General features: G+C 61.5%; 17 protein-coding genes. 10 read left to right on the top strand and 7 right to left on the bottom strand.

Annotation, left to right across the window (positions count from 1 at the left end; all coding sequences use genetic code 11):
- Positions 1–37 precede the first annotated feature (37 nt).
- The 3 genes from PSH66_RS28865 (at position 38) to PSH66_RS28855 (ending at position 3,242) form a co-directional block, all read left to right on the top strand.
- Positions 38–1,948 (top strand): ATP-binding cassette domain-containing protein, encoded by a 1,911-nt coding sequence (locus PSH66_RS28865; RefSeq protein WP_305428084.1) that lies wholly within the window; start codon positions 38–40, stop codon positions 1,946–1,948.
- A complete protein-coding gene (locus PSH66_RS28860; RefSeq protein ID WP_003176850.1) occupies positions 1,948–2,520 on the top strand; it encodes a mechanosensitive ion channel family protein in 573 nt (190 codons plus the stop codon). Before PSH66_RS28865 ends, PSH66_RS28860 begins: the two co-directional genes overlap by 1 nt.
- 89 nt (positions 2,521–2,609) lie before the next feature.
- Positions 2,610–3,242, top strand: a complete 633-nt coding sequence (locus PSH66_RS28855; RefSeq protein WP_003176849.1) for a LysE family transporter — start codon at positions 2,610–2,612, stop codon at positions 3,240–3,242.
- A 161-nt stretch (positions 3,243–3,403) separates the two neighbouring features.
- Here PSH66_RS28855 and PSH66_RS28850 read toward each other — a convergent pair whose 3' ends face one another.
- From PSH66_RS28850 to PSH66_RS28835, 4 genes are read right to left on the bottom strand one after another with little or no spacing between them, the layout of a single operon-like run.
- Complete coding sequence (locus PSH66_RS28850; protein ID WP_003176848.1) at positions 3,404–4,144, bottom strand: hypothetical protein; 741 nt, start codon at positions 4,142–4,144, stop codon at positions 3,404–3,406.
- 3 nt (positions 4,145–4,147) lie between these two features.
- Complete coding sequence (gene lpoB / locus PSH66_RS28845; protein ID WP_003176847.1) at positions 4,148–4,735, bottom strand: penicillin-binding protein activator LpoB; 588 nt, start codon at positions 4,733–4,735, stop codon at positions 4,148–4,150.
- 35 nt (positions 4,736–4,770) lie between these two features.
- Positions 4,771–5,142, bottom strand: a complete 372-nt coding sequence (locus PSH66_RS28840; protein WP_003176846.1) for a YcfL family protein — start codon at positions 5,140–5,142, stop codon at positions 4,771–4,773.
- A gap of 10 nt (positions 5,143–5,152) precedes the next feature.
- A complete protein-coding gene (locus PSH66_RS28835) occupies positions 5,153–6,550 on the bottom strand; it encodes a COG3014 family protein (RefSeq protein ID WP_003176845.1) in 1,398 nt (465 codons plus the stop codon).
- A 267-nt stretch (positions 6,551–6,817) separates the two neighbouring features.
- Here PSH66_RS28835 and PSH66_RS28830 point away from each other — a divergent pair, with 267 nt between their 5' ends.
- Complete coding sequence (locus PSH66_RS28830; RefSeq protein WP_141062875.1) at positions 6,818–8,713, top strand: FTR1 family protein; 1,896 nt, start codon at positions 6,818–6,820, stop codon at positions 8,711–8,713.
- A gap of 1 nt (position 8,714) precedes the next feature.
- Complete coding sequence (locus PSH66_RS28825; RefSeq protein ID WP_003176843.1) at positions 8,715–9,170, top strand: YaiI/YqxD family protein; 456 nt, start codon at positions 8,715–8,717, stop codon at positions 9,168–9,170.
- 133 nt (positions 9,171–9,303) lie between these two features.
- Here PSH66_RS28825 and elbB read toward each other — a convergent pair whose 3' ends face one another.
- Positions 9,304–9,969: an isoprenoid biosynthesis glyoxalase ElbB gene (gene elbB, locus PSH66_RS28820; protein ID WP_003176842.1), complete on the bottom strand. Its 666-nt coding sequence runs from the start codon at positions 9,967–9,969 to the stop codon at positions 9,304–9,306.
- Positions 9,970–10,085: 116 nt separating this feature from the next.
- Here elbB and PSH66_RS28815 point away from each other — a divergent pair, with 116 nt between their 5' ends.
- Complete coding sequence (locus PSH66_RS28815) at positions 10,086–11,321, top strand: sterol desaturase family protein (protein ID WP_305428082.1); 1,236 nt, start codon at positions 10,086–10,088, stop codon at positions 11,319–11,321.
- Here the strand turns inward: PSH66_RS28815 and PSH66_RS28810 are convergent.
- The gene (locus tag PSH66_RS28810) at positions 11,302–11,937 is read right to left on the bottom strand and encodes a DedA family protein (RefSeq protein WP_042945460.1); all 636 of its coding nucleotides are present in this window, start codon (positions 11,935–11,937) and stop codon (positions 11,302–11,304) included. The two genes, PSH66_RS28815 and PSH66_RS28810, sit on opposite strands and share 20 nt — an antisense overlap.
- A gap of 207 nt (positions 11,938–12,144) precedes the next feature.
- Here PSH66_RS28810 and hemB point away from each other — a divergent pair, with 207 nt between their 5' ends.
- Together hemB and ppk1 are read left to right on the top strand one after the other, a co-directional pair.
- The gene (gene hemB, locus PSH66_RS28805; RefSeq protein WP_078735160.1) at positions 12,145–13,158 is read left to right on the top strand and encodes a porphobilinogen synthase; all 1,014 of its coding nucleotides are present in this window, start codon (positions 12,145–12,147) and stop codon (positions 13,156–13,158) included.
- Between the two features lie 18 nt (positions 13,159–13,176).
- Positions 13,177–15,399 (top strand): polyphosphate kinase 1, encoded by a 2,223-nt coding sequence (gene ppk1, locus PSH66_RS28800; protein ID WP_305428081.1) that lies wholly within the window; start codon positions 13,177–13,179, stop codon positions 15,397–15,399.
- A gap of 226 nt (positions 15,400–15,625) precedes the next feature.
- Here the strand turns inward: ppk1 and ppx are convergent, their stop codons facing one another.
- Positions 15,626–17,128: an exopolyphosphatase gene (ppx, locus tag PSH66_RS28795; RefSeq protein WP_003176836.1), complete on the bottom strand. Its 1,503-nt coding sequence runs from the start codon at positions 17,126–17,128 to the stop codon at positions 15,626–15,628.
- A 446-nt stretch (positions 17,129–17,574) separates the two neighbouring features.
- On the opposite strand from ppx, the gene PSH66_RS28790 reads away from it, so the two are divergent.
- The gene (locus PSH66_RS28790) at positions 17,575–18,228 is read left to right on the top strand and encodes a DUF1120 domain-containing protein (RefSeq protein WP_305428080.1); all 654 of its coding nucleotides are present in this window, start codon (positions 17,575–17,577) and stop codon (positions 18,226–18,228) included.
- 130 nt (positions 18,229–18,358) lie between these two features.
- Positions 18,359–19,048: a fimbria/pilus chaperone family protein gene (locus tag PSH66_RS28785; RefSeq protein ID WP_318278503.1), complete on the top strand. Its 690-nt coding sequence runs from the start codon at positions 18,359–18,361 to the stop codon at positions 19,046–19,048.
- The last annotated feature ends 5 nt before the right edge of the window (positions 19,049–19,053 follow it).

The raw sequence follows: 19,053 nt of genomic DNA, 5'->3' as shown, positions 1-19,053 counted from the left end.
CCAGCGGCCAACGAAGCTGGTAGACTCCGCCGCCATTATGATCCGACTTCAAAGCCTAACATTACAGCGTGGCCCGCAGCGTCTTCTCGAAGACGCCGAGCTGACCCTGTACGCCGGTCACAAAGCCGGCCTGATCGGTGCCAACGGCGCCGGTAAATCCACGTTGTTTGCCCTGTTGCTGGGTGAGCTGACCCCGGATTCCGGGGACTGCCTGCTGCCGGCCGACTGGCGCATCGCCCATATGCGCCAGGAGATCGACACCCTGGACCGCATTGCGATCGACTACGTGCTCGATGGCGACCTGCGTTTACGCCAGGTGCAGCACGACCTCGCCGAGGCCGAGAAAGCCCAGAACGGCGCCGCCCTGGCGCGCCTGCACTCGGAGCTGGACAGTGCCGACGGCTACACCGCCGACGCCCGCGCCCGCAAGATGCTGGCCGGCCTTGGCTTTACCAACGAGCAGATGGATCGGCCGGTCGCGGATTTCTCCGGTGGCTGGCGCATGCGCCTGAACCTGGCCCAGGCACTGATGTGTCCCTCCGACCTGTTGCTACTCGATGAACCGACCAACCACTTGGACCTCGATGCGATCCTGTGGCTGGAAGACTTCCTCAAGAACTACCAGGGCACCTTGCTGCTGATTTCCCACGACCGGGATTTCCTCGACGCCGTGGTCGACAACATCGCCCACGTCGAACAGAAGAAAATCACGCTCTACCGAGGTGGCTACACCGCGTTCGAGCGCGCGCGTGCCGAGCGCCTGGCCCAACAGCAACAGGCGTTCGAGAAACAGCAGGCGCAGCGTGCGCACATGGAAAGCTACATCGCCCGGTTCAAGGCCCAGGCCACCAAGGCCCGTCAGGCCCAGAGCCGGATCAAGGCGTTGGAGCGCATGGAGGAACTGTCGGCGGCCCACGTCGATTCGCCATTCGACTTCGTGTTCCGTGAGTCGGTGAAGATCTCCAGCCCCTTGCTGGACCTGTCCGATGCTCGCCTGGGCTACGGTGACAAGACCATCCTGGAGAAGGTCAAGCTGCAGCTCACGCCGGGCGCGCGTATCGGCCTGCTGGGCCCCAACGGCGCGGGCAAGTCGACGCTGATCAAAAACCTCTCGGGCGAACTCGAGCCCTTGGCGGGCCACCTGACCCGTGGCGAGAACACGGTGGTGGGCTACTTCGCCCAGCATCAGTTGGACTCCCTGGACGCCAAGGCCAGCCCGTTGCTGCATCTGCAGCGTCTGGCGCCGACCGAACGCGAGCAGACACTGCGCGACTTCCTCGGCGGGTTCGACTTCCGTGGCGCACGTATCGATGAGCCGGTGCTGAACTTCTCCGGCGGCGAAAAAGCCCGCCTGGCCCTGGCCCTTATCGCCTGGGACCGGCCGAACCTGCTGTTGCTCGACGAACCGACCAACCACCTGGACCTGGAAATGCGCCTGGCGTTGACCATGGCCTTGCAGGAATTCAGCGGTGCGGTACTGGTGGTGTCCCACGATCGCCACTTGCTCAAGAGCACCACCGATAACTTCCTGTTGGTGGCTGACGGCAAAGTCGAAGAGTTCGACGGTGACCTGGACGACTACGCCCGCTGGCTGACGGAATACCGTCTGCGCAATGCGCCGGTGAGCAACACCCCGGTCAACCCGGACAAGACCGACAAGAAAGCCCAGCGTCAGGCGGCCGCCGCATTGCGTCAGCAACTGGCGCCGCACAAGCGCGAAGCCGACAAGCTGGAAGCCGAGTTGGGCAAGGTGCACGAGCGCCTGGCCAGGATCGAAGCCAGCCTGGGCGACAGCGCCGTGTACGAGGCGGCCCGCAAGGACGAACTGCGCGACCTGCTGGCCGAACAAGCCAGGCTCAAGGTGCGTGAAGGGCAATTGGAGGAAACCTGGATGGAAGCGCTCGAACTGCTCGAAACCCTGCAAGCGGAGCTGGAGGCGCTGTCCTGATGGAAGCGTTGCAGCTGCCACTGCCGGCGCAATGGATCGAGCCTGTCTGGATCGGCGTGCAAATCCTGCTGATCCTGCTGGCCGGCTACCTTGCCCAGCGCTTCGTCGCCAAAGGCCTGACCCGCCTGGGCGAGCGTTACCCGTTCCCGCCACAACTGCTGATGCCGCTGCGTGGTGGCTTGCGCTGGCTGATCATGGGCAGTGCGCTGATCTTCGTGCTGGGTCGCCTGGGCGTGTCCGCCACCGTGCTGTGGACGGCGCTGTCGGGGTTTGTCGCGGTCGCCGCCGTGGCGTTCTTCGCCATGTGGTCGGTGCTGTCCAACCTGCTGTGTGCCATTCTGATTTTTACCGTTGGGCCGTTTCGCCTCGGTGACATCGTCGAGCTGGTGGATACCGTCGACAAACCCGGCGTAAAAGGCCGGGTCGTGGCGATCAACCTGCTCTATACCACGCTGATCGAAGTGGAAGCGGCGGGCACTGACAGCGCCATCGTGCAGGTGCCTAACAGCCTGTTCTTCCAGCGCTCGGTGCGGCGTTGGCCGGGCACCCATGTGTTTCCGGGCGATCGTTAGTATTCACATCTTGTAAAAATCTATAGCCAGCCCTCGGTCGGCGGAGTTAGCTTAAGGCCACAACAGCAAATTCCCCTCCGAGGTGTGCAATGGCGCTCGATACGTGGCTGGCCTTTTTCCTGGCCAGTTGGATCATCTCCCTTTCCCCTGGTGCCGGCGCCATCGCTTCGATGTCCAGCGGCCTGCAATACGGTTTCCTGCGCGGCTACTGGAACGCCATTGGCCTGCAACTGGGCCTTGCGATGCAGATTGCCGTGGTTGCCTGCGGGCTCGGAGCCATTTTGGCGGCATCGTCCACAGCGTTCTACGCGATCAAATGGTTTGGCGTGGCGTACCTGGTGTACCTGGCCGTCAAGCAATGGCGCGCCTTGCCCATGGACATGACCGATGACGCGACCCCACGCCCTGTCGGCAGGCCGATGGCGATGATGTTCCGCGGTTTTCTGGTCAATGCCAGTAATCCCAAGGCCCTGGTATTCATGCTGGCGGTACTGCCGCAATTCGTGAACCCGCAGGCGCCGCTGCTGACCCAGTACCTGATCCTGGGTGCGACCATGATCAGCGTCGATATGATCGTGATGGCGGGTTACACCGGGCTGGCGTCGAAGGTGTTGCGTCTGTTGCGTACGCCCAAGCAGCAAAAACGCATGAACCGTACGTTTGCCGGGTTGTTCGTGGGGGCTGCGGGGTTTCTCGCCAGCTTGCATCGCGCAACGGCCTGACTGAGGAAACCGAATCAAAATGTGGGAGGGGCGGTGCGACGATTCGACTTGCTCCCGATAGCGGTGTGTCAGTCAGCTTATCTGTAGCTGAACCACCGCAATCGGGAGCAAGTCGCACCGCCCCGCCCACATTGGTTTGGTGTTGCCTGAAGGTCTACCGCTCAGCGCAGAATCTTCGGCGCTTCATCCCTTGGCAGGTTGTTGCGCAACGCCGGCTGGCCAGGCTCTTGATAACCGCCGCCCAACTGTTCCGCCAACTGCCTGGCCACATCCTCACCCAACGCTTTCGACACTTCTTTTACCACCCGTGGCCGATTGAGGCTCACACGTACGTCGCGGCTGTTCACCAGCTTGGTATCCTGGCCTTCACCCATGGCGGTAAACGCCGAGGTGATCTCGAAGGTACGGGTGTTGATCAGGCTGAAATCCGCCACCAGGGTCAGGCCCAGCACCGCCGAGTAGCTGTTGGTGTGGTCCAGGGCGTTGATGTCCTGGGTAAAGTCGATGTCTGACAGCGTGCCGAACAGCACGTAGTCCGCGCCCTTGAAGTTACCGGCCTTGATGCGCTTGATCACGTCATAGACGTCACCCTTGGCATCGGCGGTGTAGGGCGTGCCCTGCACCAGCTGGAACTGGCGGGACTTGAGAATCTCGCCCTTGATATCACCGCTGAACTTACGCAGCTCGGTCTGCTCGATGTAGCTGGTACGGCTTTCGTACTCGCTGTAGCTCGACGCACCGCTGGCGTGGTAGGCGCTTGCCTGGAAGTTGTCGCTGGCCGAGACTTGGTGGATGTATTCCTCGACCCGCGCCTCGTAGGCCAGGTCGGTCACCGCGATCTTCGGCGCGGCCGAGGCGCCAAAGGCGCACAGCAGGCCGATCATACCGATCCATGCACGCATCGCTTAGCGCTCCGTAGTCTTGCGGATTTCTTTTTCGTCCATCCACTCGGCCAGGCCGCTCTCGACGTCGATCAGCTGCAGGCTGAATTTGTAGAACACGTCCTTGTAGTCCGAGCTGCGCTTGACGATGGAACTGATGGAGCCTTCCAGGCGGTACTTGGCCGCGACCATGTTGCCGGTCTTGCTCACGGTGGTCTTCTTGTACAGGCCGCTCTGGTTCTGCAGCTTGAGCTGGTCGACCTGGCTCTGCATGTCGGTGTTGTCGCTGGCGAAGCGGGCGGTGCCGGTCTTCATCAACTGGGTTTTGATCGACGTGGTGATCTCGCGGGTGTCGATGTACTCGCTGGTCTTGTTCTTCACGTCGTACACCTGCACCACCGGACGGCCGTGCAGGATGCCGGACTGGGCCAGGGAGCGGGTCATGCTTTCAGCAATCATCTGCAGGTCGGTGGAGCCGAACTCGTTGGTCACGGTTTCCACAGCCTTGGTGTCGCCGTAGTTGATGTTCTTACTGCCCAGTACCGGCGAGGTATTGGCGCAGCCGCTGGCCAGGACGGCAACCACGGCGAGAATCGAGAAGCGTGCAAACATGGGGAAATCTCTCTGGCGCTTAAGAAGGGAATGGCTCAAGGGGTTTTGACTTCAAGGCGAAAGTCCGCCGCCTGGGGCAAATTGGCGATGGCCGGCAGGAACGTCGCCTGGTTGGCATACAGGTTCAGCACTTTCCAAGTGTCCTCGTCGCCCACCGGAAAGCCGTCGGCACCCAGCCAGGCGAAGCGGTAATACAGCGTCTGATTGCTGCTGGTGATGTTGCTCAACTGCACCTTGGCGGTGAGAAAACCGTTCTCGCGCGCCACGCGAATGGCACCGACGGCGATGCCCTTGAACTTGCCCATCACCACGATCTTGCTCGCGGCGCTGCCGGGCTCTGGCGGTGGCGGGGTGGCGCAGCCGGCAAGCAGGACCAGCGCCAGGGCGCCGAGGATGAAATGACGCATAGCGTGCTCCTTAAGGTTGTTTGAGAGTGGCGATGGCCTGGGGCGTTGTGCCCGGCACCACGTGGGCCGCGAGGCCGCCGGCGAACACCTGGTTACCGACCACGCGCAGGGTGATCACTTGGTAGCGTTGGTCGGCCTTGACCGTCACCAGCGTGCCGCCCAGGGCGTTGGGTAGGCTGACCTGGTGCTCGCCGTGCTTGAGGCGCAGGCGGGTCACTTGGGTCATGTCCGGCAACGTGCGCCAGGTGCGGGTGTCGGCGCCTTCGGTGACGGCCGAGGCAATGCCCAACACCAGGCCCGCCATGGGGTTGGTCTTGTTCAGGTTGTTTTGTGCCACGCCACGGGTCACCGCGCGCACGGTGGTGCGCAGGATGATCCCCGGCATGTCATCGCGCAGGGCGCGGCGCGACATGGCCGTGGTGCTGTTGAGTGCGGTGAGGTTCTGTTGCTGACCGTCGACGCCGATCTGCGTGAAGGTCGCCGTGGACGTATCGGCCTTGATCACCGGGAACGACAGCGGGGTGATCACCAGGTTGCCGTTGATTGGGATCGGCAGGGGCAGGCGGATCGAATCGCGAGCCGGGGCGAGGCCACTCTGCACCACAATCAGCACCTCGGTTTCATTGGCGCCGACCTTGGATTTATCCAGGTCCAGCAAGGCCTTTTCCAGTAGCGGCGTATTCGGGCGCAGCTCGGCGGCCTTGCGGTAGCCCGGGGCAGCCAGGTCTTTTTCGCCCAGGGCTTCGTAGATGAAGCCGGCCAGGTAATGGCTGAACGCACTCTGGTAGCTGTTTTTGAGGCCGACCACTTCCGGAGCGTTCAGGGCTTGCACCGGGTAACCGCTGAGGTCTTTCATCTGGGTGGTAACGCCTTCGCGCTGGGCTTCGTCCTCGCGCTTGAGGTATTCCTTGTCGCGCAGGTCGGCGATCACGGCTTCGCGTTCGTGGGTCTTCTTGATCTCGGTGCGCGCACCGTCAAAGTCATTCAGGGCCAGCAGGTTGAGAGCCATCTGGGTGGTCAGCATGACTTTTTCATAGTCATAGCCTTCGTAGCGACGCACCTTATCGTTGGCCAGGAAACTGCCGAACTGGGCGAGGTACTTTGCACTGTCGAACTTGACCGACTCTTCCCACTTGTAGACTTGCAGGTCGGCGCTGCGCCAGGCGGTCTGGCTGCCGGCGAGGTCGCCCTTGGCCCGCAACAACTCGCCTTTTTCGAAGAAATACAGCAGGTCCTTGTCCTGGCTGGTGTTGTTTTTTTCCAGCAGGGTCAGGGCACCGTCGATGTTGCCGGTGGCCAATTGCTGATTGGTGGCTTGCAGCTCGGTGTCGTAGCTGCGAAACATCGAACAGCCGGAGAGCAACGTGACCGTCGCGAGCGCGAGCGGAGTTAAGGCGCGAAATGCCATGCAGCTTCTTCCCTGAAAGTAGTCAACCGGTGTGGTGATTCCTCATAAAAAATGAGGAACGAAATTCCCTTTCGCACTAACAGGGCGCCGCATTATAAGCGCCATTACTGGCAAAACAATGGCTTTTTGCTGTGATGCCATCATCAGAAGTGCCATCGCCGAATAGAAAAGCCGCGCCTGCGCTAACGCCAAAATCACTTACGCCTTGAGTCAAACCTCATAAGGCCTAACAATGTGTTACTTCGTATTTCCATTTGAGATTCGTTCATGACTGCCCCCCTCCGTTTTCTCGCCTGGCTGGTATTGCCGGCGTTGATGTCGTGCAGCTTCAACCTGATGGCCGCGACTGCCGAGGGCGCAACCCAAGCCCTGCATTTGCTGGATTACATCGGCGCGGACTACCCACCTACAGTGGCGGCGGGCAAGGTGGTTGATGATTCGGAATACCGCGAGCAGGTGGAGTTTCTCGGGGTGTTGCAGGGCTTGGTGGCGGATTTGCCGCAAAGGCCGGAACGCGCCGAGTTGGTCAAGGGTGTCGATGAGTTGCTGGCAGCGGTAACCACGCATCAGGACGGTGTGGCGGTTGCGCGCCAGGCCCGTCAGTTGGGCGCCAAGCTGGCAGTGGCCTATGAAGTCAGCCAGGCTCCGGCCATCACGCCGGACCCGACCCGTGGTGCACCGCTCTACGCCCAGCATTGTTCGGTATGCCACGGCGCCGCCGGCGCGGGAGATGGCCCGGCCGGCGTGGGCCTCACGCCGCCGCCGGCCAACCTGCGCGATGCCGCGCGTCTGGACCGCCTGAGCCTGTATGCGATCTACAACACCTTGGGCCTGGGTATCGAAGGCACTGATATGCCGTCCTTCGCCGACCAACTGGACGACCGCCAACGCTGGGACCTGGCCACCTACATCGCCGGTTTCACCGCCGACCCGGCTGCCGCCAAAAGCGAACAACCCTTCAACCTCGCCGACCTGGCCCGCCAGACCCCCAATGAAGTGCTGGCCGCCGACGGCCCCGTGACAGCCGCGACCTTCCGCGCCCAGCGTGCGCAACCGCCGCAGGTCAAACGTGGCCCCGCACAGTTGCTCGACTACACCGCGACGACGTTGGACAAGAGCCTCGCCGCGTTTCGTAACGGTGACCACGAACAGGCCTATGACCTGTCCGTAGCGGCGTACCTGGAAGGTTTCGAGTTGGTGGAAAGCTCGCTGGACAATGTCGACGCCAACGTGCGCAAGGACACCGAGAAGGCCCTGATGGCCTATCGGCAGTCGTTGCAGGACGGTTTGCCGATCGAGCAGGTGCAGCAGCGTCTGGACATGGCCAAGGGCAAGCTCACCGAGTCCGCCGGTTTGCTGGGCGGCGATGGCTTGAGCTGGTCGTTGAGCTATATCTCGGGCCTGCTGATTTTGCTGCGCGAAGGCCTGGAAGCGATTCTGGTGCTGGCGGCGATCCTTGCCTTTCTGCGTAACACCGGCCAGCAGTCGGCGGTGCGCAGCGTCAACGTGGGTTGGGGGCTGGCGCTGCTGGCCGGTTTGGCCACCTGGGCGTTGGCGGCCTATGTGATTGACGTGAGCGGCGCCCAGCGCGAATTGCTCGAAGGCTGTACCGCGCTGTTCGCCAGTGTCATGGTGCTGTGGCTCGGCGTATGGATGCACGACCGGCGCCACGCGGCCGCCTGGCAGGACTACATCAAGAGCAGCCTGGTCGGCGGCGGTGGGCGCTTTGGGTTTGCGCTGCTGGCGTTCTTCTCGGTGTATCGCGAACTGTTCGAGGTCATCCTGTTCTACGAAACCCTGTGGCTACAGGCCGGCCCGGCCGGGCACAACGCGGTGCTGGCCGGTGGCGCCAGCGCGCTGGTGCTGCTGGTGGGCCTGGCCTGGGTGATCCTGCGCGGTTCGGCGAAGTTGCCGCTGGCGTTGTTCTTCGGCATCAACGCTGCACTGCTGTGTGCGCTGTCGGTGGTGTTTGCCGGGCATGGCGTCAAAGCGTTGCAGGAAGCCGGCATCTTTGGCACGCGGCCGGTGGCGTTCTTTGACTTCGATTGGCTGGGCATTCACGCCGATGCCTATTCGCTGAGTGCGCAGGCCGTGGCGATCCTGGCGATTATGGTGTTGTATGGCCGCAGTCGCATGGCAGAAAAGCGCCGGGTGGTGGCATAGGGTGCGCGTATGGATCGACGCCGACGCCTGCCCTCGGGCAGCCAAGGACCAGGTGGTGAAGTTCGCCCTCAAGCGCCAGTTCGAGGTGGTGCTGGTGGCCGGGCAGAGCCAGATCAAGCCGAGCTTCGCCTGCGTAAAGCTGATCGTGGTGCCCAGCGGCCCGGATGCGGCGGATGATTATCTGGTAGAGCACGCGGTGCCCGGCGAACTGGTGATCTGCAGCGACGTGCCCCTGGCCGACCGGTTGGTGAAGAAGGGCGTCACGGCCCTGGACCCTCGGGGCAAGGAATTCAGCCCCGCGAACATGAGTGAGCGCCTGGCGGTGCGTAACCTGTTCACCGACCTGCGGGAGCAGGGCCAGATGGGCGGTGGTCCACCGCCCCATGGGGAGAAGGATAAACAGGCGTTTGCCAACTCACTGGACCGCATTCTCACCCAATTGATGCGCCGGGCCTGAGGGCCTGATGAAAAGTGTAACGTGGCGAGGGAGCTTGCTCCCGTTGGGCTGCGTAGCAGCCCCAATAAAGCGGGAGCGCTGCGCACTCCAACGGGAGCAAGCTCCCTCGCCACAACAAGCCTGCTCGTCACTATCAGTCATTTTCGTGGGTCAGCTCCAGCACGCGATCCACCAGCTTGTTGATGCCTGACGCGACCTCGCTGATGTTCTTGCCGAGCATATAGGCCGGCGTGCTGACCAGCTTGCGCGCAGTGTCTTCGACGATGTCTTCAACCGTGCATTCCTGGTGCGTGGCACCCATCTTGTCCAATGCGGCGGCGGTGTCGGCATCGTTGCCGATGGTGCAGGTCACGCCCGGGCCGTAGATCTTCGCGGCCAGGGCCGGTGAGATGCAGATCAGCCCCACCGGCTTGCCCGCTTCGGCAAAGGCTTCGGCCAACGCCAATACCTGTGGGTTAACACTGCAGCCCGCGCCCTCCACGGCAAAGCTCGACAGGTTCTTCGCCGCGCCAAACCCGCCGGGCACGATCAGTGCGTCGAAGTCTGTGGCGTCGGCCTCAGCGATGTCCTTCACCTCGCCTCGGGCAATACGCGCCGATTCCACCAGCACGTTGCGCGACTCGGGCATTTCCTCACCGGTCAGGTGGTTGATCACGTGCATTTGCGCAATATCGGGTGCAAAGCACTGGACTTGAGCGCCGCGCTGGTCCAGGCGCAGCAGGGTGATCACGCTTTCGTGGATCTCGGCGCCGTCATACACGCCGCAGCCGGAAAGGATCACTGCAATCTTTTTGCTCATGGGCATTTCTCCTGAGGTCTTGGCGTTAAATGTCTACTAATTTGTAACCTGTTGCCAATGGGATCTCGCGCCGCTGCCCCTACTCTTGATGTAACAAAAATAGACCGGACCACACCATGGACTTCGTGCCTTACGCGGTACCGTTTTTCATTGCCTTGATCGTGGTGGAGCTGCTCGCCGACCGCTGGCGTGGCCAGCGTAACTACCGGGTGGCCGACGCCATCAACAGTCTCAGCACGGGTGTGCTGTCCACCACCACCGGGCTGTTGACCAAAGGCCTGGGGCTGCTCACCTACGCATTCGCCCTCAAGCACCTGGCGGTGATCGAACTGCCGGCCCAGAGCCTCTGGACCTGGGGCTTGGCCTTTGTGCTCTACGACTTCTGCTACTACTGGCTGCACCGCATGGGCCACGAGCGCAACATCCTGTGGGCCGCGCATTCGGTGCATCACCAGAGCGAGGACTACAACCTCAGCACAGCCCTGCGCCAGACCAGCACCGGCTTTTTGCTGAGCTGGATTTTCTACCTGCCCCTGGCCGTACTCGGCGTGCCGCTGGTGGTGTTTATCAGTGTGGCCTCGCTCAACCTGCTGTACCAGTTCTGGGTGCACACTCGCCATGTGCCCAAGCTCGGTTGGTTCGAGTGGTTCTTCGTCACGCCGTCCAACCATAGGGCCCACCATGCACAGAACGCTCTCTACATGGATCGCAACTACGGCGGGGTGTTCATTCTTTGGGACCGGCTGTTCGGCACCTTTCAGGAAGAGGACGACAATGAGCCGGTGATTTTCGGCGTGACCACGCCCTTGGCCAGTTGGAACCCGCTGTGGGCCAATCTGCAGTTTTATGCGCAGTTGTGGCGTGATGCGCGGCGTGCCGAACGTTGGCGGGACAAGCTGCGCATCTGGTTCATGCCCACCGGCTGGCGTCCTGCGGACGTGCAGGCCAGATACCCGTTGGCCAAGCCGGACTTGAGCCAGTTCCGCAAATTCGAGGTGCCGCTCAATCCCCGTCAACAGGCTTACATCGCCCTGCAATTTGCGGTGTACGTGGGGTTTGGCAATTATTTGATGAATGCCGGCGAAGGGCTGCCCATACCCGCATTGGTGCTGGGCTGGAGCACGATGGCGCTGGGGCTGTTTACCCTGGGCGTGGCCCTGGAGAATCGCCCCTGGGCGCTGAAAGCCGAATGGGCGCGCCTGGCGCTGAATGTGCCGCTGGTATGGCTGGCGCCGCTGGTGGGGCTGTGGCCGGCCAGCCAACTCGGTTGGCCGGCTTTGTTGAGCTACAGCGTGCTCAGTGTGTTCGGCCTCTATTGTTGCCGGGGCCGGCTTACTCGACTGGCGACTTAGGTGGCTCGGCATGAGCAGGCTCGGCGGCGAGCCGGGCCTTGGCGTCGGCACAGGCCTGGCGCGCAATCCGCGCATTCTTGAAGCGGCGACGCAGCCACAGGCCAAAGCCCAGCAACAGCAAGGCGCCCAATACCCACAGCTCGTACTTCTTGACGCTGCCGAGCATGCCTTCGAGCACGGCGCCGAAATGGTACGCCGCCGCGCCCAACGCGGCGGCCCAGATCGCGGCGCCGATACCGTTGAGGATCAGGTAGCGCAGCGGTGGGTAGCCGGACAGTCCGATCGCCACCGGCATCACCGTGCGCAACCCGTACACGAAGCGGAAGCTCAGCACCCAGATATCGGGGTGCTTGCGGATATGTTCCAGAGCCTTGTCGCCCATCAATTGCCAGCGCGGTTTGCGCGCCAACAGCTTGCGGCCGTGTTTGCGGCCCATGTAATACCAGAGCTGGTCGCCGGCATAGCTGCCGAAAAAGGCAACGACCACCACCAGGTTGATATCCATGTACCCACGGAAAGCCAGGAAGCCTGCGAGAACCAGAATGGTCTCGCCTTCAAAGAAGGTGCCCAGGAACAGGGCAAAGTAGCCGAAGTCATGCAGGAATTGTTGAAGCATGGTCTGGGTGCTGGCGAAATGAACGCGCAGCCTACGCCTTCGTGAAGGTTCATGAAAGTATCGAGATGTGTCACGAAGTGAACATTTCCTACATATACGACGAATGCGACTACAGGTCGCATCGTTAAGCACAACTGTCATACCTTCGTCATAATGGCCGCTTATAACTGCAACGCTCGCCCGTCAATCCGGGCTCAGGAGTCTGTCGTGAGCTTTACCCCTGCCAATCGCCTGTTCCCCGCCACCCGTCTGCGTCGCAACCGTCGTGATGATTTTTCGCGCCGTCTGGTTCGTGAAAACGTACTGACCACGAACGATCTGATCCTGCCGGTGTTTGTGCTCGACGGTGACAATCGTCGGGAAGCGGTGGCGTCGATGCCGGGGGTGGAGCGCTTGACCATCGATTTGTTGCTTGAAGAGGCGGCAAACTGGGTCGAGCTGGGAATTCCGGCGTTGGCGCTGTTCCCGGTCACGCCGTCGGAACTCAAGTCCCTGGACGCTGCCGAAGCCTGGAACCCGCAGGGTATTGCTCAGCGCGCCACCCGCGCCCTGCGCGAGCGTTTCCCGGAGCTGGGGGTGATCACCGACGTGGCCCTGGACCCGTTCACCACCCACGGCCAGGATGGCATTCTCGACGAAGACGGTTATGTGCAGAACGACATCACCGTCGACGCGCTGGTCAAGCAGGCCTTGTCCCACGCCGCCGCGGGCGCCCAGGTGGTTGCACCGTCGGACATGATGGACGGCCGCATCCAGGCGATTCGCGAGGCACTGGAGCTGGCCGGCCACGTCAATGTGCGGATCATGGCCTATTCGGCCAAGTACGCCAGCGCCTATTACGGGCCGTTCCGCGATGCGGTGGGCTCGGCCCTCAACCTGGGCAAGGCCAACAAAGCCTCGTACCAGATGGACCCGGCCAACAGCCATGAAGCCTTGCACGAAGTGGCGGCCGATCTGGCCGAAGGCGCCGACATGGTGATGGTCAAGCCGGGGATGCCCTACCTCGACATCCTTTGGCGGGTCAAAGATGAATTCAAGGTGCCGACCTTTGTCTACCAGGTCAGCGGCGAATACGCCATGCACATGGCTGCAATACAAAATGGATGGTTGAGTGAAGGGGTGATTCTTGAATCCCTGACGGCCTTTAAACGTGCCGGGGCTGATGGCATCCTGACTTATTTTGCCGCCCGCGCCGCCCAATTGCTTAGAGAGCAACAATAGCCCTCACAGGAACACTCGATGAATACCGAAGGACTCTCCGAAGTTGCCGTAAAAGACGCCCACCCGGTGGTTGAACAAGTCGCCGAGACCCCGCCGGAGCTGGAGCCGGCTCCGCTTGCCGTGGCGGTTGAAGCGCCTGTCCCGGCACCTGTGGTGGCGGTGACCAACCTGGATGACAGCAGCCTGTACATCCATCGCGAGTTGTCACAACTGCAATTCAACATCCGCGTGCTGGAGCAGGCGCTGGATGAATCCTATCCGCTGCTGGAGCGGCTGAAATTCCTGCTGATCTTCTCCAGCAACCTGGATGAGTTCTTCGAGATCCGCGTGGCCGGTCTCAAGAAGCAAATCACTTTCGCCCGTGAGCAGGCCGGCGCCGACGGCCTGCAACCGCATCAGGCCCTGGCGCGCATCAGCGAGCTGGTGCACGGCCATGTGGATCGCCAATACGCGATCCTCAACGACATCCTGCTGCCGGAACTGGAAAAACATCAGGTTCGCTTCATCCGTCGCCGCCACTGGACCACCAAGATCAAGACCTGGGTGCGCCGTTACTTCCGCGACGAGATCGCGCCGATCATCACCCCCATCGGCCTCGACCCGACGCACCCGTTCCCGTTGCTGGTGAACAAGAGTCTCAACTTCATCGTCGAGCTCGAAGGTATCGACGCCTTCGGTCGCGACTCCGGCCTGGCAATCATCCCTGCGCCACGCTTGTTGCCACGGATCATCAAGGTACCGGAAGAGGTAGGGGGGGCTGGCGACAACTATGTATTCCTGTCGTCGATGATCCACGCCCATGCCGATGACCTGTTCCAAGGCATGAAGGTCAAGGGCTGCTACCAGTTCCGCCTGACCCGTAACGCTGACCTGGCGCTGGACTCCGAAGACGTCGAAGACTTGGCCCGTGCCCTGCGCGGTGAGCTGTTTTCGCGGCGCTACGGCGATGCGGTGCGCCTGGAAGTGGCTGACACCTGCCCCAAACACCTGTCGGACTACCTGCTCAAGCAGTTCAACCTGGGCGAGAGCGAGCTGTACCAGGTCAATGGCCCGGTGAACCTGACGCGACTGTTCAGCATCACCGGGCTGGACAGCCACCCGGAGCTGCAATACACGCCGTTCACTCCGCAGATCCCGAAACTGCTGCAAAACAGCGAGAACATTTTCAGCGTGGTGAGCAAGCAGGACATCCTCCTGCTGCACCCGTTCGAGTCCTTCACCCCGGTGGTCGACCTGCTGCGCCAGGCCGCCAAGGACCCGCATGTGCTGGCCGTGCGCCAGACCTTGTACCGCTCCGGCGCCAACTCGGAAATCGTCGATGCGCTGGTGGATGCCGCGCGTAACGGCAAGGAAGTCACTGCGGTGATCGAGCTGCGTGCGCGGTTCGACGAAGAGTCCAACCTGCAACTGGCCAGCCGCCTGCAAGCGGCCGGTGCGGTAGTGATCTACGGCGTGGTCGGCTTCAAGACCCACGCCAAGATGATGCTGATCCTGCGCCGTGAAGCCGGTGAGATCGTGCGTTACGCGCATTTGGGCACCGGTAACTATCACGCCGGCAACGCCAAGCTCTACACCGACTACAGTCTGCTGACCTCCGACGACGCCTTGTGTGAAGACGTCGGCAAGTTGTTCAGCCAGTTGATCGGCATGGGCAAGACGTTGCGCATGAAGAAACTGCTGCACGCGCCGTTCACCCTCAAGAAGGGCATGCTCGACATGATTGCCCGCGAGACGCAGTTTGCCCTTGAGGGCAAGCCGGCGCACATCATCGCCAAGTTCAACTCGCTGACCGATCCGAAGATCATCCGCGCGCTTTACAAGGCCAGCCAGTCCGGCGTACGCATCGACCTGGTGGTGCGTGGCATGTGCTGCCTGCGTCCGGGCATCGTTGGCGTCTCGCACAATATCCATGTGCGTTCGATCATCGGCCGCTTCCTGGAACACACCCGGGTGTTCTACTTCCTCAACGGCGGCGAAGAGCAGATGTTCCTCTCCAGTGCCGACTGGATGGAACGCAACCTCGATAAGCGCGTGGAGACGTGCTTCCCGGTGGAAGGCAAGAAGCTGATCATGCGGGTCAAGAAAGAGCTGGAAAGTTACCTCACCGATAACACCCACAGCTGGAGCCTGCAGTCGGACGGCCGCTACGTGCGCAACACGCCGACCGGCAACCAGAACCCACGCAGCGCGCAGGCGACGTTGCTGGAGAGGCTGGGTAGCCCGATTCTGTCGGTGAGCTAAAGCCAACAAAAGCTTAATGTGGTGCAGGTTTGTGTGGTGAGCGGGCTTGTCGAATCGTCGCACCGCCCGCGCTGGGTGGCGAAGCCGCCCCCAATAAAAACGCCGCATTCTGTCAGTCAGAATGCGGCGTTTGCTTTTAGGGCCGCTTCGCAGCCCGGCGCGGGGCAAGCCCGCTCACCACAGCAAGCGCCCTCCCACATTTTTTTGCGGTGTTCTTTAGATCGGATCAGCGCACGTTCAGGCTGAACCCCACCCGCGTCAGCCACTCCGCTTCCTGGGCAAAATCCGCCTGGGTCAACTGGTTTTCATCCAGCCAGCCCTTGGGGAACATCACTTCCAGGCTGTCGCCATCGGCGCGTAGTTTGACCTGGGGCATTTCCTGGGTGCCACGGATGTGGTGGAACAGGATCGCAAAGCGCATCAGCACGCACAGGCGAATCAGCTTGATGCCTTCATCGCCGAATTCAGCGAATTTATCCTTGGGGATGTTGCGACGGTGCCCGCGCACCAGCAGCGCGAGCATTTGCTGGTCTTCCCGGGAGAAGCCGGCCAGGTCGGAGTGCTCGATCAGGTAGGCGCCGTGCTTGTGGTAATGGTAGTGGGCGATGTCCAGGCCCACCTCATGCACTTTGGCCGCCCAGCCCAGCAGTTCGCGCCACACGCCGTCTTGCAGGTCCCAGTCCGCGGCCACCTGGTCGAAGGCGTGCAGGGCTTTGCGCTCCACGCGCAATGCCTGTTCCATATCGACGTGATAACGCTCCATCAGCGAGCTGAGGGTGCGTTCACGCACGTCTTCGTGGTGATGGCGGCCGAGCAGGTCATAGAGCACACCCTCACGCAGCGCGCCGTCGCAGTGATCCATGCGTTGCAGTTCAAGGGCATCGAAGATCGCTTCGAGAATCGCCAGGCCGGCCGGGAAGATGGTGCGACGGTCTGGCTTGATGCCGTCGAAGTCGATTTTCTCGGCATCACCCAGCTTGAACAGTTTGCGCTTGAGCCACGCCAAGCCTTCGGCATTGACCTCGCCAGTGCCATGGCCGCCGGCCTTGAGGGCCAGGCCGATGGCGCGGATGGTGCCGGACGAGCCGATGGCTTCATCCCAGGTCAGGCGATGCAGGGCATGCTCGATGCTCATGATCTCCAGCCGCGCCGCCGTGTAGGCTTGGGCGTAGCGCGCCGGGGTGATCTTGCCGTCCTTGAAGTAGCGTTGGGTATAACTGACGCAGCCCATTTGCAGGCTTTCACGCAGCAGCGGTTCGAAGCGCTGGCCGATGATGAACTCGGTGCTGCCGCCGCCGATGTCGGCGACCAGGCGTTTGCCGGGGGTATCGGCCAGGGTGTGGGATACGCCGAGGTAGATCAGGCGCGCTTCTTCACGGCCGGAGATGACTTCTACCGGGTGGCCGAGGATCTCCTCGGCGCGGCGGATGAATTCACCACGGTTGCGCGCTTCGCGCAGCGCGTTGGTGCCGACGATACGCACGGCGCCCAAGGGCATGCCATTGATCAGTTGGGCAAAACGCTTCAGGCAATCGAGCCCGCGCTGCATGGACTCTTCGTTGAGCTGGCGCTCGTCATTGATCCCGGCAGCCAGTTGTACTTTCTCGCCGAGCCGCTCAAGGATGCGGATCTCACCGTTCTGGGCCTTGGCCACGACCATGTGAAAGCTGTTGGAGCCCAGGTCGATGGCGGCGATCAGGGACAGATTCTTGGCTTGGGATTGCGGCATGGTTTGGGGGTCTCGGTCGATAACCTGTCCATCGTGCCACGATCGACCGCTGGAGCCAACGCGTAGTGCTTCGGGAATTTCTCCGAGATCGTCTGTGGGAAGTCGCTGTAGCCGATGCTGCTTGTACTGGCGGGGTTGTGTGGAAGGTGCTCGTGTCCTTGTCAGAAGTTTTAACTGCGTACGGTTGTATGTGTTTTTTTGATTTCGCCTACAACTTAGGTGCTGGTGTTCCACGGGTTATTTTATCTTGGCTTACTGTCACGGTCGGCTCGGGCGACAGTTCGCGTCTATTGCTCCCACAGTTATTAAGGTGCTGTCTTATTTTTTAGCCAATGCCCAAGAGACAGACTGTCACTCGGCAATTGTGCCGTGGTGTTATTTATTTGTGGTTTGTATTTCCAGGACAAAAATAAATACGCCTGACTCCTTACAGTGACAGGTCGAATATGAAGAAAATTGTTGGATTGACGCTTGGTATCGCTTGCCTGGCTACGGCCCTGAGTGCCCATGCCTCCAGCGCCGAGTTGATCGTCAGGGGCACGATCAAGCCGGCCGCCTGCAACCTCAGCATGAGCGGTGGCGGCATCATCAACTACGGTGACATTCCCTCGGGCCAACTCTCTGCGACGGCGTTCAACCCGCTCGCGGAAAGGACCGCGCCCCTGAGCATTAATTGCGGCACCACGCCTGCCAAGTTCGGGCTCAAATTCGTCGACCTGCAAGCCGCCAGCAAGGTGCCGGGCATCCTCAGCGCACTGGGCTCTGGCTATACCGAAGCGCACAACTATGGCTTGGGCATAGCGTCCGGGCGCAAGACCGGCGGCTTTGCGGTTACCCTCAGGGATCTGCGCTCGTCGACCACCCCGCTGTATCCCATCCTGCGTGTCGGCGCCGGGGCCTGGCAAAGCAGTGATGGCAAGGTCGCTCAATCGCCCACCCAGTATTCGTGGCGCTATACCACCGCCCTTACGCCCGTTTCCATCCCTCAACTGACCGGAACCATCGCGGTGAGGGCGGTGATCAACAGGGGCCGTGACCTGGACCTGAGTCGCGACATTATCCTTGATGGGCGCGCCACACTTGAGTTGAGTTACATCTAAACGACGGTCATACAGCCGGACGGGAACCATAGCGTTCTCGTCGGCTGTTTTCATATAAGCGCTTGGCTATCAATCTTCAACTTCAAAGTCGTGGGGCAACTGAGTGCTTAGTCTTTCAGTGATCAATCGTGTGCGGTTGTTATGCGTAAGTTTATGTTTGTGTTTCACCTGTGCCGTGGTGGCGGACGGTATGTTGCCGGAAACCACGGTGGTGCTGCTTTATGAAGAACAGGGCGAAGCCACCCTGACTATCAAGAATACCGATGCGGTGCCTGCGTTATTGCATTCGGTCGTGGAAAACGTCCCGGAGGACCTGGAGCCGCTGCTGGTCGTGACGCCGCCGATTACGCGGGTAGAGGCGGGAGAAACCCAGCTGGTGCGTTTTATCAGCACCTTGAAAGCGCCGCTCAAGACCCAACGGCTCAAGCGCGTGACGTTCGAAGGTATCCCCCAGGCGCGCGCCGCAGGCGGTGCGACCATCGGTATCACCCTGCGGCAGAATTTGCCGTTGATCCTGCACCCTCGGGGTCTGCCCGTGCATCACACGCCTTGGGAGCTGCTGAAGTGGCGACGTATGGGTGACCGTCTTACCGTGCATAACGACAGCGCCTATGTGGTGCGCCTCACACCGCAGGTGCAATTGCTGCCGCAACACGTCCAGGCGACTCTTCCGCGCGCGTATGTGCTGCCAGGGGACACGTTGACGGTGGCGGTGCAAGGGGCGCTGACGGGGTTGACAGCCGTCGAGTTCCAGCCGGCCACGGCCTATGGGTTTTCAGTGGAGAGCTATCGCGCATTGGTCACTGTCGATGGGGACTGATCATC

The organism is Pseudomonas sp. FP597 (assembly GCF_030687435.1).
Taxonomy (GTDB): domain Bacteria; phylum Pseudomonadota; class Gammaproteobacteria; order Pseudomonadales; family Pseudomonadaceae; genus Aquipseudomonas; species Aquipseudomonas lactucae.
This window is presented reverse-complemented; position numbering and strand designations above follow the sequence as displayed.